Annotated in this window: 16 protein-coding genes and 2 other annotated features; of the genes, 2 read left to right on the forward strand and 14 right to left on the reverse strand. The window is 38.7% G+C overall.

From position 1 onward, the window contains the following. Nucleotides 1-28 precede the first annotated feature (28 nt). Nucleotides 29-232, reverse strand: a complete 204-nt coding sequence (locus JN080_RS00620) for a DUF6501 family protein (protein WP_256233940.1) — start codon at nucleotides 230-232, stop codon at nucleotides 29-31. Nucleotides 233-486: 254 nt separating this feature from the next. Between JN080_RS00620 and sda the strand changes: the two genes are divergently transcribed. Then, a complete protein-coding gene (sda, locus tag JN080_RS00625; protein WP_375141569.1) occupies nucleotides 487-624 on the forward strand; it encodes a sporulation histidine kinase inhibitor Sda in 138 nt (45 codons plus the stop codon). A 118-nt stretch (nucleotides 625-742) separates the two neighbouring features. Here the strand turns inward: sda and JN080_RS00630 are convergent, their stop codons facing one another. The 12 genes from JN080_RS00630 to JN080_RS00685 form a co-directional block, all read right to left on the reverse strand. Next, nucleotides 743-2,158 carry a sensor histidine kinase gene (locus JN080_RS00630; RefSeq protein ID WP_256233942.1) on the reverse strand — a complete coding sequence of 472 codons (1,416 nt, stop codon included), beginning with the start codon at nucleotides 2,156-2,158 and terminating at the stop codon, nucleotides 743-745. Further along, on the reverse strand, nucleotides 2,155-2,832 hold the full coding sequence (locus tag JN080_RS00635; protein ID WP_256233943.1) for a response regulator transcription factor: 678 nt from the start codon (nucleotides 2,830-2,832) through the stop codon (nucleotides 2,155-2,157). Before JN080_RS00635 ends, JN080_RS00630 begins: the two co-directional genes overlap by 4 nt. Before the next feature lie 285 nt (nucleotides 2,833-3,117). Next, entirely contained in the window at nucleotides 3,118-4,191 is a 1,074-nt protein-coding gene (mnmH, locus tag JN080_RS00640) for a tRNA 2-selenouridine(34) synthase MnmH (protein ID WP_256233944.1), read from the reverse strand. Between the two features lie 193 nt (nucleotides 4,192-4,384). Beyond that, entirely contained in the window at nucleotides 4,385-4,963 is a 579-nt protein-coding gene (locus JN080_RS00645; protein ID WP_256233946.1) for a hypothetical protein, read from the reverse strand. Nucleotides 4,964-5,106: 143 nt separating this feature from the next. Continuing rightward, nucleotides 5,107-5,895, reverse strand: a complete 789-nt coding sequence (trpA, locus tag JN080_RS00650) for a tryptophan synthase subunit alpha (protein ID WP_256233947.1) — start codon at nucleotides 5,893-5,895, stop codon at nucleotides 5,107-5,109. Then, on the reverse strand, nucleotides 5,892-7,097 hold the full coding sequence (trpB, locus tag JN080_RS00655; RefSeq protein ID WP_256233948.1) for a tryptophan synthase subunit beta: 1,206 nt from the start codon (nucleotides 7,095-7,097) through the stop codon (nucleotides 5,892-5,894). Before trpB ends, trpA begins: the two co-directional genes overlap by 4 nt. Then, the gene (locus JN080_RS00660) at nucleotides 7,094-7,720 is read right to left on the reverse strand and encodes a phosphoribosylanthranilate isomerase (protein ID WP_256233949.1); all 627 of its coding nucleotides are present in this window, start codon (nucleotides 7,718-7,720) and stop codon (nucleotides 7,094-7,096) included. Before JN080_RS00660 ends, trpB begins: the two co-directional genes overlap by 4 nt. Continuing rightward, nucleotides 7,720-8,508, reverse strand: a complete 789-nt coding sequence (trpC, locus tag JN080_RS00665) for an indole-3-glycerol phosphate synthase TrpC (RefSeq protein WP_256233950.1) — start codon at nucleotides 8,506-8,508, stop codon at nucleotides 7,720-7,722. The genes JN080_RS00660 and trpC overlap by 1 nt, the downstream gene beginning before the upstream one ends. After that, nucleotides 8,509-9,537, reverse strand: coding sequence for an anthranilate phosphoribosyltransferase (gene trpD, locus JN080_RS00670; RefSeq protein ID WP_256233951.1), 1,029 nt, complete (start codon nucleotides 9,535-9,537; stop codon nucleotides 8,509-8,511). Continuing rightward, complete coding sequence (locus JN080_RS00675; protein WP_256233952.1) at nucleotides 9,509-10,117, reverse strand: anthranilate synthase component II; 609 nt, start codon at nucleotides 10,115-10,117, stop codon at nucleotides 9,509-9,511. The genes trpD and JN080_RS00675 overlap by 29 nt, the downstream gene beginning before the upstream one ends. A gap of 2 nt (nucleotides 10,118-10,119) precedes the next feature. After that, complete coding sequence (gene trpE, locus JN080_RS00680; RefSeq protein WP_256233953.1) at nucleotides 10,120-11,502, reverse strand: anthranilate synthase component I; 1,383 nt, start codon at nucleotides 11,500-11,502, stop codon at nucleotides 10,120-10,122. A gap of 62 nt (nucleotides 11,503-11,564) precedes the next feature. Next, nucleotides 11,565-11,816 (reverse strand) — a binding site (T-box leader). A 34-nt stretch (nucleotides 11,817-11,850) separates the two neighbouring features. Beyond that, nucleotides 11,851-12,100, reverse strand: a binding site (T-box leader). Nucleotides 12,101-12,186: 86 nt separating this feature from the next. Further along, complete coding sequence (locus JN080_RS00685; protein ID WP_256233954.1) at nucleotides 12,187-12,819, reverse strand: MOSC domain-containing protein; 633 nt, start codon at nucleotides 12,817-12,819, stop codon at nucleotides 12,187-12,189. 246 nt (nucleotides 12,820-13,065) lie between these two features. Between JN080_RS00685 and bcbE the strand changes: the two genes are divergently transcribed. Next, nucleotides 13,066-14,349 (forward strand): bacillibactin exporter BcbE, encoded by a 1,284-nt coding sequence (gene bcbE / locus JN080_RS00690; RefSeq protein WP_305473512.1) that lies wholly within the window; start codon nucleotides 13,066-13,068, stop codon nucleotides 14,347-14,349. A 44-nt stretch (nucleotides 14,350-14,393) separates the two neighbouring features. Here the strand turns inward: bcbE and JN080_RS00695 are convergent, their stop codons facing one another. Next, nucleotides 14,394-15,155 (reverse strand): alpha/beta fold hydrolase, encoded by a 762-nt coding sequence (locus tag JN080_RS00695; protein WP_256233955.1) that lies wholly within the window; start codon nucleotides 15,153-15,155, stop codon nucleotides 14,394-14,396. Nucleotides 15,156-15,214 lie beyond the last annotated feature (59 nt).

Below are 15,214 nucleotides of genomic sequence, written 5' to 3' on the forward strand. Positions count from 1 at the left end.
TGCCTGGCCATATGGCTAGGCATTTCTTTTAGGCATTCTGGAAATATTCCTTATAAAATCCGCCGACTTTTCCGGTATTATCAATAATAAAATAAAATTCCTCTGTTTCATTCTTAACTTCGTAGATCTTACCAGTGGTTAACGCATGATTAACAATATATTTTTTTGCATCTGTATGAACACATTTTACCTTTTTTACTGTTTTCCGATCGTGCCATGTTAAATGAATCATTTTTGCCACCCTTTCTAGTTTTGTCCATCTTTTAGTATAATAAGGCAACTGTTTCGTTGCAACATTATTTATAGGTGCTCCTCATTTTGATCTGCCAGCCCTTAAAAATACGGATTGACCACCACCATTTTTAAATAATAGTCTAATTTATGAAAAATTTCCAATGGGTCTTTTCAAATTTTAAAAAAACCATTACAATATAAAAAACTGAATATTAAATCCATTTTCCGGGGAGGCATTTTAGATTGAAAATAATGAGTAACGAACAGTTGATCGTTTCGTATCGGGATGCATTGAAATCTGGCAAGGAAAAAGAATGGATTAGGATTTTGAAGGATGAAATTGTCCGTCGAGGATTAACTCCGATTAAAGAACGAGCAATGAATACCTAAACGTAAAGTGATTTCACTGAAATTTTAGAATAAAGAACAAAAAACAACAACTGCAAACGTTGTTGTTTTTTGTTCTAGCTCCAGCGGCGCTTGCACTTTTGTTATTTACCTGCTGCGATTAGAACTTTGCAAAATCATGGTCTGGTAAAATAACGGTGACCTTTGTTCCTTTCCCTTCTTGACTCTCAATGATAATGTCCCCATTATATTTTGAAATGATTCTTTTTGCGATTGAAAGCCCCAATCCGGTTCCGCCATTTTCACGGCTTCGAGCTTTATCTACTCGATAAAAACGGTTAAATACATCTGAAACATGTTCTTTTGGTATACCTATTCCAAAATCTTCAACTACAAGGATCGTTTCATGTTTGGATTGTTTTGCGATGATCTGAATTTTATTGTTTTCTCCCGAATACTTTATTGCATTGTCCAATAAAATAATCAGAATTTGCTGCAGGTGCTGTTCTATTATCCAAATCATCCTTAATGGATGTCCCACCTTTAAATCAAATTGAAAGTCTGGATGAATCATTCCCAAATTTTTAACAAGCTTTTGCAGCATCTGCTCAATATCCACTATTTCTAGTGCCATAGACGTTCTAAGATTTTCTGCTCTTGTTAGCTCAAGTAAATCAACAACCAGTTTTTTCAACCTCGATACTTCATAGAGTGAAGCATTAAGTGATTCATCAAGGATAGCGGGATCTTTTTTACCCCAACGATTTAATAACGAGAGATGCCCTTCCAGAATCGATACAGGCGTTCTTAATTCATGTGAAGCATCTTCAATAAATTGTTTTTGGTGGATAAATGAATGTTCTATCTGGTCCATCATTTCATTAAAAAGAATGGAAAGGTCGCTAAGCTCATCTTTTTGTTTATATACATCCATTCTTCCTTGAAAGCCGGTTTCTTTAATACTTTTCATGGTGTCAGCTAGATTCCTGATCGGCCTGAGAAGCTGCTTAGCGAGAAAAAAGCCGCATAAAGCACTAAAGAGAATAGCTGCAACACCAAAGCCTAACATGACAACAGAGAGGTGGTCCATCATTTTTTGATAGGAATTTAATTCTCGGACAATTTCGATGGTTCCCGTAAAGCCGTTCACTTTTAAAGGATACTTGGCTACGATTGCTTCATTATCCTCTGTTGTAATTTTTTCAAGCTTTTGCTTCGTAACAGGGGCAGGTTCTAACACCGGAAACACTCCATTTTTATCGGAAACAAGTATCTTTCCTTTAACAGTATAGATGCGGATAAGCTGATCCTTGTCGTTCATCTTTTTTATAAACTGATTACTGTCTCTAATATCATCTTCCGTCAGTATCTTACCTTGGCCCTTATAATAAGTTGTAATATCCGCTATTGTTTTTTTAACAATCAGCTCTTCGCGTGTCAACATCCACTTAGAAACAGAATTGTATTCCAATAGACTAAAAAGAGAAAACGTCAGAAATATGGCGACTGACCCACTCAAAATTAATTTTGTTTGCCAGGAACCTTTTTGAGAAAGTCTTCGTAAATTCGTTATCATCTCATCACGTACCCTGTACCACGGATTGTTTGGATATAACTTGCATCATTTTGATTGTCAATTTTGTTTCTTAAGTAGCGAACATACACATCAACTACGTTTGTCTCGACTCCAGTATTGTATCCCCACACCTTATTTAAAAGTACTTCCCTTGTTAGAACGATATTGATATTTCTCATAAAAATCACTAATAAATCAAACTCCCGCTTTGTAAGAGCAATTATTTGATCCCCTTTTTTAACAACACATGATTCTAATTCAACAGATAGGTCTTTAAAGGTTAAGGTGGTTAATTCTTTTGAGGATAATGCTCCTACTCGTCGAAGCAATGACCTTAATCTTGCTAAAAGTTCTTCGATAGCAAACGGCTTCACAAGATAATCATCCGCACCGCTGTCAAGTCCTGAAACACGATCAAGTACATTGTCTCTTGCCGTAATCATGATGATTGGAACCGTTTTATTGGCTTGTCTTAGTCTCCTGCACACCTCTAAACCATTTAATTCTGGCAACATCAAATCTAATAGGATAGCATCCCATTCTTCTGACAGCGACAGATTAAAGCCGCTTCTCCCATCAAAACAAACCCTAGTTTCATATCCTTCATATTGCAGTTCAAGCTCAATAAACCTAGATAAATTTTTTTCATCTTCAATAATTAAGATCCTTGGCATCCTATTCACACTCACACTTTAAATTTTTTAAAATCATTTTAATGGAAGATTATAAAATTGCCTAATAAAAGAAAAACACATGCAGGGAGAGCATGTGTTAGACAAAAAGGCTTTCATTAGTGGTGAGAAGGATTCTTAGCAGCAGAAAATACACTTCTAAGCACTAATGAGATCGATTTACTGTTCGTACGCCGATGCAAATCCCCTTTTTCCATACTTCTATATTTTAATTACTTTTTAAAAGAGGCAAATGAAAGTTACATTAAAATTTGATGAAAAGTATGTTTAAACGAATTGAGGCATTAAAGATAACTTTTCCATTTGGGCGGCTATTTGGTTTGCTGCATCAAGCGGATTCTCCGCATAAATATCAAAAAATTCCCCTGAATACTCTTGGCGCTTGTAATCGTACATAGGATCATAATATCCTTCAAGCAATGCTTGAATCATCTCTTTATACTGGCGGCGTTCAAGATTTTCTTCCAGCTCTTTTTTGATATCAACGTCCTTTAACCTTCTAAAGACTTTTTCAAGCGACTCTTTTATAACATCAAAATACCACGGTTCTTGTTCATAAGGAACAATGTACTCTTTAGCAATATGGCTTACCCTCTGCTCGATTGGCATATGCACATGAAAGTTGATGCCGTTCATTTTTTTTTCCATTAATTCATCAGGCAGGGTAACTTTCCCAATCCGTTTACTCTCCGCTTCCATTAAAAAATAAGCTGTTCCGCTGATTTCTTTAGCCTTTTGAAATAAAAGAGAATCAAACTGTTTTTGGTTATGTCCATTCCCTAAGCCGACACCTCCAAAAATCGAGCCGCGATGACGGGCCATGCCCTCTAAATCCAAAACAGGATATCCACGATGCTCAAGGATTTTCAGAATTTCTGTTTTACCTACCCCCGTGAGCCCATGGATCACGACAGCCATTTCGGGAATCAGGTTAGGAATTTCCTCTAGAATAAATTGCCGGTAGGCTTTATAACCACCAGACAGTCGTTTAGCGTGAATTCCCGCAAAATCTAAAAACGTGACCACTGCTTTACTGCGCATCCCTCCCCGCCAACAATGAACTATTGGGTGCACATGTGCTTCACCTGCTCCTGCTGCATCCTTAATTGATTGCAGTAAAAAAGGAATTTTAGGGGAGACAATTTCCATCGCCCTCCACTTCGCCTGATCCTGTCCCACCTGTTTATAGATAGTACCAATTTCCTGTCTCTCTTCATTGGTAAACAAAGGGACATTAATAGCACCTGGAATGGCACCAGTTTCAAATTCAATCGGGGCACGAATATCAATGACAACCGGATGATCTATTTGATAAAGCTCTTTAACTGTTATATCATTCAAAGTAAATACGCTCCTATTTAATAAATAAAACTTCCTTTTAGGAAGTCTCAATAAACACTTAGATTTTTCTTAGGATATCAACAATCCTATCAAAACGTGTATATGACAATTATATAGAAGATAATCAAATAGAGCAAACGTATAAAAAAACGCAAGTTCCCGTTTAGCGACGTAGGGACTAATAGGAAAAGTACTAATAAGTAAACGGTTCCCCAGTAAGCTTTCCGATTGATTGGCAAAATTCAGGCCATTTTTCCGGATAACAATCAGCTCCTTCACTGACATATGTTTTACTTTTCGTTTTAAGCTTTACTTTCCAATTCGTTTTTCCCAGGGTAATTCCTACTCCTGTTCCATAAAATGGTTCCCACTCCCATATTTTCATAGCAATTACTTCCCGTTTACATTCATCTATATTCCCTAGCACCCTTAGGTAAGGTTCTCTTTCTCGTCTTCTATTTCCTTTATTAATCCATTCAAAAAATGAAAAGCTTTTTTTGGAAAAGTTTATATTCACTTGATAGGTTATACCTTCATCACCATCCAGAATAACAGCTAAAAAATAAGGATATTTATCTGGTGCAATGGAAATATTTCCTTCTTTCATATGAAATAAATCTTTTTTTCGGGTTACAATCGACTTAATATGTGATGGCAATAAAGGTTTATCATGATCTGACACCCTCAGCTGATTTACCTCATAGCAAATCAAGGGAATGGATAATGGCCCTTTTTCATCTAATATAGAAATAATGGTTTCATATATTTTCACAATCCCTCACCCTTACACGTATCCCTTTTTGTTTTCAGCTTCCACTAAATTATAATGAAAAACTTTTTCGCATGCTGTAACAATTGGCACTTATTAAGCTTCTAGATAATGAAAAAATCCACTCTTCCGAGTGGATTTTTTCATTATTTTACTACTTTTTGATCTGATTGGAGTACGGTTAGTAAGTTTTGTAATGATGGTATATCATTTTTTTCAAATAACTCAACGATCTTGCTTCCGACAATAACCCCGTCACAATAAGAGGCCAATTCTTTTACCTGATCTTCGTTTGAAATTCCGAAGCCAGCCAAAACCGGGATAGGACTAACATCCTTTACGGCTTTTAAAAATTTCCCTAAATCATGATCATATTCATGTCTTACACCCGTTATTCCCTTTACAGTTACCGTGTACAGAAAGCCATTCCCTTTTTTCGCGATCATTTCAATCCTGTCCAGAGGAGTTGTCATCGTTACAAGTCGAATCAATTCAATACCTGCTTCTTTCAACTGCGGAGCAATGATGTCTTCCTCTTCAACCGGTAAGTCAGGAATAATACAGCCGTCAATTCCGGCCTGCTTGATATCATGAACAAATGTTTCAATCCCATATGTGTATACGGGATTCATATAGGTCATCATCACGAGTGGTACTTGGACCGATCCCCTGGCCTTTGCAACTTCTTTAATAATTGCCGTTAAAGTTGTTCCATTTTTAAGCGAGCGAATCCCTGCCAATTGGATTGTTGGTCCGTCAGCAACCGGATCAGAAAACGGGATGCCAATTTCAACAGCGGTGGCGCCAAATGCTTCCAGTGTGTGAAGACGTTCCGTCAGACAATCCAGCCCACCATCTCCAGCCATAATATATGGAACAAATGCTTTTAGGTTTCTTGTCTTTAAGTCATTAAATGCTTGTTGAATTCGGTTCATGCTTTATTCTCCCTTCCCATGATTGCTCTGACCTGATCGACGTCCTTATCGCCTCTTCCAGAAAGGCAGACGATAATACTTTCAGTTTTATCCATTGTTGCAGCTAGCTTTAGCGCATATGCAACAGCATGAGAACTTTCGAGAGCTGGAATAATCCCCTCCAGCTTCGTCAAAATTCCAAATGCCTCGAGTGCTTCTTTGTCCGTAATGGATTCATAAACGGCACGACCGGTTTCCTTAAAATAACTATGCTCCGGACCAACACCAGGATAATCTAAACCTGCGGAAATTGAGAAGGCTTCTTGAACCTGACCATCCTGATCCTGTAATACATACATGAGAGCACCATGGAGGACTCCTGGTCTGCCCTTTGTCAACGAAGCAGCATGATAGTCTGTATCAATCCCTTTACCTGCAGCTTCAACCCCATAAAGCTTAACTTCCTTATCTTCAACGAACGGATAAAACAATCCCATTGAATTACTGCCGCCGCCAATCGCTGCAACGAGTGCCTCAGGGAGTTTTCCTTCCCGCTCAAGAAATTGTTCCTTTGCTTCCTTTCCGATCACACTTTGAAAATCACGAACGATTTTCGGGAAAGGATGCGGTCCGGCAACAGAACCGAGAAGATAATGGGTGTCATCCACATTTGCAACCCAATAGCGGAGGGCTTCGTTTACTGCATCCTTTAAAGTGGAACTACCTGATGTAACACTAACGACCTTTGCTCCAAGCAATTCCATTCGAAAAACATTTAATGCCTGCCGTTTAATATCTTCCGCGCCCATAAAAATAATGCATTCAAGATTCATTAATGCACACACCGTTGCTGTGGCAACACCATGCTGACCTGCACCCGTTTCAGCGACAATCTTTCTTTTTCCCATTCTAACTGCTAAGAGAGCCTGCCCAATAGCATTGTTTATTTTATGGGCACCTGTATGATTCAAATCCTCGCGTTTCAGATAAATTTTGGCTCCCCCCGCATAGGTCGTAAGGTTTTCTGCTAAATAAAGCGGCGTCTGCCTGCCGACGTATTGTGATAGTAGCCGCTGGAATTCTGCCTGGAATGCCGGATCAATCTTTGCTTCCTCATAAGCAGCATCCAATTCAAGAACGGCTTTCATTAGTGTTTCCGGTACATACCTGCCGCCAAATATGCCAAAATGTCCTCTTTCATCTGGTAATGTATATGATTTCATCGTAGTTTCCTCCCAGTTCGATTGCCTTTCACCTTATCAATAAACCTCTGTATTTTTTGTACATCTTTTTTTCCGTCTGTTTCTACCCCGCTACTGACATCTACCATATATGGTTGGGCTTCGCCTAGGGCTTTGATCACATTTCCCTCGTTTAATCCTCCGGCAAGGATAATTTTCTTTCCAAATGAATCCTGATTCTTTAGGATGCTCCAATCAAATACCAACCCGTTTCCACCATGGTATTTTCCCTTCGGTCCATCAAGTAAAAGAAATTCACATGGAAACTGCTTAAGCTCAGCTAAGCGATCTTTCCCTTCAACGCTGTAGGCTTTAATAACTGGTAAAGAAAGACCCCTGCAAAATTCAGGTGATTCATTTCCATGTAATTGCACATGTGTCAATCCAACTTTTGCTGCGATTCTTTCAATTTCCGCTTGTTCTTCATTAACAAATACGCCGACTTTCATAATATCGTCTGGCAATTCTGCAATAATCTCTCTTGCTTTTTCCTCTTCAATTCTTCGCTTACTTTCTGCAAAAACAAATCCGATTGCATCTGCCCCAGAATCCACCGCTGCCAATGCTGTGTTAACATCGGTAATTCCACAAATTTTCACCTTCATTACTCGATCACCTTATTAACTGGAAGTCTGAAGGACCCTAATAGTTGTTTTACATCGGGACTTTTCATTAGAGATTCCCCTACTAAAATCCCATTTGCTCCTGCCATCCTTACCTTCTCTACATCTTTTTTTTGATGGATGCCGCTTTCACTAATTAAGTAAGCACCGGCCTTTTTAACTAACGGTCCTAATTTTCCGACAACATCTAATGAAACGTTAAATGTTTTTAGATCACGGTTATTTACACCAATCAGCCTTGCACCAGTTATTAGTGCCTTATCTAGTTCCTCACGATTATGGACCTCCAACAAAACTTCTAAATCAAGACCTCTTGCATATTGATAAAGTTCGTTTAATTTCGCTTGATCCATCGCAGCAGCAATTAAAAGAATAAGGTCTGCCCCACTTGCTGCAGCTGCATCAATTTGGACAGGATCAATAATAAAATCCTTACAAAGTACCGGAATATCAACAACGGCCTTGACCGCTGTTAAATCTTCGTATGATCCTTTAAAAAAGGTGTGGTCAGTTAAAACAGAAATTGCTGAAGCTCCGTTTTTTTCATATGTCTGGGCCTGTTCAGCTGGTTCAACTTCCGTATTAATCACGCCTTTTGAAGGTGAAGCCCGTTTAAATTCGGCGATAACAGCAATTTCCTCTTCGTTTTGAAGCCTTTGTAGTAACGACCTTCTTGGAAAAGAGCAATCTTTAAATTTTTGTTTGCTCGCTTTTAAGCTTTCAATTTCTCCTTTTTTTTCATGAAGTATCCGGTCTAAAATTGTTTCCAATTAGATAACCTCCTTATGAGCCAGACTTGATTTTTCAATTAATAGGTTGAGCTTTTCAAAGGCTGCGCCACTATCGATACTCTCAGCTGCAACTTTAATTCCTTCTTGAATGGTTTCAGCCTTTTTCGCAGTAAAGATTCCAATCCCAGCATTGAGTAATACAGTGTCCCGATATGCTCCTTTTTCACCTTTTAAGACACCTAATAAGATTTCGGCATTTTGCGCTGCGTCTCCTCCTTTTATCATGCTGTTATCATACTCAGGAAGACCTATATCTTTAGGAGTAAACGATTTGGATGTAATGACCCCATCATTTAAAATTGTCACAAAGGTTTCGCCTTGAAGCGAGGCTTCATCCATGTTACCTGCCCCGTTTAAAACAGTTGCCCGTTTTCGTCCCAGTGCCTTTAACACTTCAGCTATCGGTTCAAGAATTTCCCTATTATTTACCCCAAGCATTTGGTAGTCAAGACTAATTGGATTTGTCAGCGGCCCAATATAGTTAAAAACAGTTGGTATTTTAAGCTGCTTTCGAACAGCATTAACTTTTTTCAATTTTGGATGGACATGCGGTGCGTATAAAAAGGCAATCCCTATTTCTTTTAGAATTTCTTCCGTTTTTTCAAATGGTAAATTCAATTCAATGCCTAAAGCCTCCAGAACATCCGCACTGCCGGTTTTACTTGAGATGCTTCTGTTTCCATGTTTTCCAACCATAATACCTGCACCTGCGATGACAAACGCAGAGGTTGTGCTGATATTAAAGCTTGATGAACCATCGCCGCCTGTTCCGCAATTATCCAGAACATTCGGATATTTTTCTTTAAATCCGACGGAATAATCCAGTAATGCCCTTACTATTCCTGCAATTTCCTCAACTGTTTCACCTTTTGATTTTAAGCCCATTAAGAAAGCAGCAATTTCACTTTCTGTTACTTCTTCATCATGCAAAACCGTTTGAAATGCTTCCTTCATTTGCTCTTCTGTAAATGATTTTTGTTCAGCTAATTGGAGTAAAAAATTCTTCATTTTGCATCTTCCTTTCTGTTCCCGCTAAAAAGTTTTTAAGGATTTGTTTACCTGATGGTGTGCCAATCGATTCGGGATGAAATTGCAAACCATAGACAGGGTACGTTCGATGACGAATTGCCATTATTTCCTGGTCATCCATTGCTTCTGCCGTGCACTCCAATTCTTCCGGCAGCGTGCTTTTATCAATTGAGAGTGAGTGATATCTCATCACTTCCAAAGGGCTTGATAAGTAGTTAAATAAGGTGCCATCATGGGTTATTTTTGATGTTTTGCCATGCTTAATGGTGCTTGCCCGCTTTATAACAGCGCCGAAGGCATACCCGATTGCCTGGTGTCCAAGGCATATTCCTAAAATCGGAATCGACTTATAAAAGCTGCGGACTACTTCTACACAAACACCGGCATCTTCGGGTTTTCCAGGTCCTGGTGAGAGAATAATCGCCTTTGGATTCATCTCCTTGATTTCCTCCATCTTTAATTGATTATTCCGAACTACTTTTACGTCCTCCCCTAATTCCCCCAAATATTGATAAAGATTGAATGTAAATGAGTCAAAATTATCGATCAATAGGATCATTGTTATCCCTCCAAAAAAGACCTTAGTTTATTGATGGTTTCTTCATATTCCATTTCAGGATTCGAATCATAAACGATTCCGGCACCGGCCTGAATATAGGCCATTCCATCTTTTAATATCATCGTCCGAATCGCAAGTGCAAAATCCATATTTCCGTTCGCAGATAAATATCCAATTGCACCTGAGTATAGACCCCTTTTTGAATTTTCTAAATGATTAATTATTTCCATTGCCCTGATTTTCGGAGCCCCTGATACCGTGCCTGCCGGGATACAAGCAGCAAGTGCATCTAACGGGGTTTTATCATCCCTAAGATCACCGCTGACCTCTGAAACAAGGTGCATCACATGACGAAAACGCTCCACTTCTTTGTATTTATCCACTTTGACAGTTCCAAACTTACTAACCTTGCCAAGATCATTCCGCCCTAGATCGACAAGCATTTTGTGCTCTGCCAGCTCCTTTTCATCAGCTTGTAAATTCTTTTCATTGGTAAGGTCCTCTTCGCTCGTTTTCCCTCTTTTTCTCGTTCCTGCAATTGGGTTGGTGATGACTTGTTTTCCCCGTGTTTTAATGAGACTTTCCGGTGATGAACCAATCACGGTATAGCTTTCAAAATCAATATAGTACATATACGGAGTTGGATTAGTGGAACGATGCTTCCGGTAAAGGGATAAAGGGTTTCCAGTAAAGGCTGATTTCATCCTCTGTGATGGAACAACCTGAAAAATATCGCCGTTTACAATATGTTCTTTAGCAATCTCAACATTTCTCATAAATTCTTCCTTTGATGTCTCAGGCTCGAACCCTGCAAAGGAAAATGAATCGATTTCTTGATGCAGATAAGGCTTTTTCAGTTCCTCTAACCTTACTTGCACTCTACACATCACCTCTTGTTCATCTGTTTCTTCTAAGAGTGGCGTGCCAATGATCAATACCTTTTCTTCAAGATGGTCAAAAACAATTACATCCTCATAAAACATAAGATGAGTATCAGGCATTTGTAATTCATCTTCCAACTCAGACCCGATCTCTTCAAGTTGACGAACAATATCATAGCCAATGTAACCAACTGCCCCTGATATAAAAGGATAAGGCAAATCCTCTATATCTCTGCTCGGAAGCAAGGTTTTAATGACATCCAGCGGATTTCCGTTAATGGTAACTCTCTTTCCATTTCTCTTAACAATTTCATTTTTATTTCCGGATGAGAAAAACTCCATGGCCGGGTCTGCACCGATAAACGAAAAACGACCCGATTCATTGTATTTATGTGAGCTTTCTAATAAAAACTTTTTAGGACCAGATATTTTTTGCAAAATCGCAATCGGTGTTAACGTATCACCTTTAACTTCCCTTACAACGTAGCTACTATTTATTTTCATATTTTCATTCTCCTTATTGAAAAATAAAAATCGCCCTCTATATACATAAAAAGTTTATGCATATAGAGGGCGATTCTTGTGACCGCGGTGCCACCTCCATTTGAAACAGAAAAACCTGTTTCCTCTGTTCAGATACTAGTCTGGCGACTGATATCCTATCCTTTTAACGGTGGAACTCCGTGCAGCCCTACTTTATTGTTCAGGCTGCCGCTTGCAAGCCCATTCCACAAATCCACTCTTACCGGGCTCTCACCTTCCCCGGCTCTCTGCAAAGAATGATTAAAATGTGTACTCTTCTTGCGCAACGCTTTTCTAGATTAAATTTAAATACAAAAAGGGCCTCCATCCAAAAAGGACGGAAGACCCGTGGTGCCACCTTCATTAGCCGAACAAATCAGCTCACTCAATCGGTATCAAAGCAAAACGCTTAATACCTATCTCTTGTAACGATGAGATTTTCGCCAAAGCCTACTTTCCATTACGGAGTTCAGTTTGGAGGCTCCAAAGTCCATTCGCCATTACGTTTACACTGATTTGCACCAGCCATCAGCTCTCTAAAGTATCCATAATAGTTACTACTCTTTATCATTGCCCTTGTTTGAATAACTTATGTAACCAATAATAATGAACTTATAATCAATTGTCAAGATTTAAATTCATAATTTTCGAAATAGACCAAAAGGCTCATATTAACTTCAAGAATCTATTTCTCCAATCAGCTGCCAGCTCTTCCACCTGTAAAACTTTCTTAATCCCAAATTTATCGTGATTATGAAAAAGAGTTTCGGCAGCAAACAGTACGGTAATTCTTTTTTCATGCTGTTCAACAAGTTCGATTTGGGAATCAATTCTTATCGTTCCTTCTTCCAGGACACGAAAAAAATAGCCAGTCAAACTTGTTTCAAAAACTTTTTTTAAAAATTGAGCTTCTTGATTAAATTGGGAGATGGTCGAGCAAGGAACCCTTCCTTGGGTTACTTGAATAACAGCATCCCCTATTTGATAAATATCTCCTATACATACTTCCGCTTCCATCATACCTGTGGCAGTTAGATTTTCACCAAACGCCGGCAGCTGCAGCCTTTTGTTAAATAGCCTTTCCCAATTTGGATAATGTTCAAACGGATATAAACATACAGCACGATCCACCCCACCGTGAAATTCCGGGTTCGCGACTCCATCACCAGTAAAACCTGATATTGTCAATTTTGCTTCGGTTACAGCAGTTTTTCCAATAGCCGATTTTTCCTTTATATTATTCCAAATATAGTCTTTTGTTTTCCCAATCGCAAGATTAATTATTTTTCGATTACCCACACTAATTCGCCAACTTCCATTAAAAGGATTAAACTCTTATAGTTATTTTAAAATAAACAAGCCAATATTAAAATAGAAAAGCGAAAGCACCCTAATAAAGGAACATCGGCACTAGCACATCCTCGAAAATGCTAACGCTTTCCCTTCATGCGATGCTAAGCTGTCGAAGCTTTCCTTGTCCTGTGCGTCGGTGCTAGACAGTTATCTCTAGATTCCGTATCATAAAAAAAGGCGGTATTGAGCTCAATGGAACATATTGAACGTTTATGCCCTGCCCCAAAGGGAGCTTCCAAAAAAAAGGCTGCTGCGGGGAATAGAAAGTCCAATGAAATTTCTAAGCAAAAATGGGCGATTTTATCATTATCGTCCATACCGCTTGTCATGACATTAGGAAATTCGATGTTAATTCCAGTTTTACCATCAATGGAAAAGGAGTTATCGATTTCATCTTTTCAGACAAGTATGATTATTACGGTTTATTCAATTGTTGCGATCATTTTGATTCCTATTGCTGGTTTTTTATCAGACCATATTGGCAGAAAAAAGGTGATCATTCCAAGTCTTATTATCGCTGGAATAGGGGGCGTCATTTCAGGATATGCCGCGTGGAAATTGGATAATGCTTATTGGATAATCTTAGCCGGACGGTCTCTTCAAGGGGTCGGGGCTGCGGGGGCGTTTCCAATCGTTCTTCCACTAGTCGGCGATATGTTTAAAAGCGAAGATGATATCAGCAGTACACTTGGACTTATTGAAACTTCTAATACGTTTGGAAAGGTATTAAGTCCGATATTAGGAGCTTTTTTAGCTGGGTTTATCTGGTTTTTGCCTTTTTTCTCTTTTCCAATCTTTTGTATAATTTCTACACTCCTAATGATTTTTTTAGTAAAATCTCCGAAAACAACTGAAAAGCCCGTTCCTTTTAAACAATTTCTACATAACTTAAAAACAATCTTTAGTGAAAAGGGACGCTGGCTGTATGCGATTTTTTTTATTGGCGGCATTCTAATGTTTCTTCTCTTTGGAGTATTATTTTACCTTTCTGAGGTATTTGAAAAGGAATATGGAGTAAAAGATTTAAGAAAAGGGTTCTTTTTAGCGCTTCCGCTAGGAGCATTATGTCTCTCCTCTTTTATAACTGGTAAGGTAATCAAAAAGAATAAAATCTTAATGAAATGGCTGACCTTTGGTGGGGTCATTCTTGCTGCGATTGCAATTGCAGCCTTATATTTTTCTATAAAATTATGGTTTATGATTACCATGTTTCTCGTGACTGGAATCGGTATTGGGGTGGGTCTCCCCTGCCTTGATGCCCTTATAACTGCGGGAATTGAAAAAGAGGAACGAGGAACAGTTACCTCCCTTTATAGCTCGATGCGGTTTATTGGAGTCGCTGCAGGACCGCCTTTTATTGCATTATTAATGAACTATCCTCATCATTGGATTTTTGTTGTACTAAGTTGCATTAGTATTTTAACTGCATTTGTTATCCTAAAGGCAGTTAAACCAGGGGAACCCCAAAAGCAGTAAAAAAACGCAGGAGAATTTGACTCTCCTGCGTTTCTTACTGTCCTTTATTTAGATTGTGTGACAGTAAATCCTGTAATAAGTTGATTAAACATTTTCCAATTGCTCATTGGCACTTGATGTGATGCTTTAGCTATTAACACTGTCTGTACTTCAAGTCTTTTCTGATACTCTTTAATATGCTGATTGTATAAATCTTTACTCCCATAAATCAACAACAGCGGCCGTTCCCAATTCTTTAACCGTTCTAAACAATCATAATGGAGAGATTGGTTATAAAACTGAAACCAAACAGTAAGGTCTGCTTTTAACATATGGGTTACTAGCTCTCTTTTTAATGGCGTTAATTCTGTATGTGCAAAAGCAATCCCCTTTGCAAGCAACCGCGGATAACGTTTCACCATATACATCCCGATTAAATGCTCATATTTCAGCAAAGTCGCTTGTACCTTTGGAAACCCGCCAGCTAATATCACCCCAATCACCCGATCAGGATGATTAAGACACAATTCCTGAGCAATGATCCCGCCTGATGAATAGCCGCAAATTACGGCCTTTTCGATTTTTAATTCATCCATTAGGCTTCTAATTTCCTCTGCAAGCCCTAAAATCGTTACGCTATCGCTGCTTCCGATTGTATCACCATGTCCGCTTAAATCAGGCAAAATGATACGAAAGTTATTGGCTAAAAGGAGTTGATAAAAGAAAACCTTCCGTCCCATTCCCGGGGGATGAATAAAAATAATTGGTGTTCCTGATCCTTTGTCCTCATAAAACAGCTGAAGACCATTTATATGACATAAAGGCATATTTTTAGTTGCCCCCTTTTCCTTATAAAAAAATAACGGAGCAGTTTTAGTCTGCCCCG

It is taken from the genome of Bacillus sp. EB600, from assembly GCF_024494385.1.
Lineage (GTDB): Bacteria > Bacillota > Bacilli > Bacillales > Cytobacillaceae > JAEVLT01.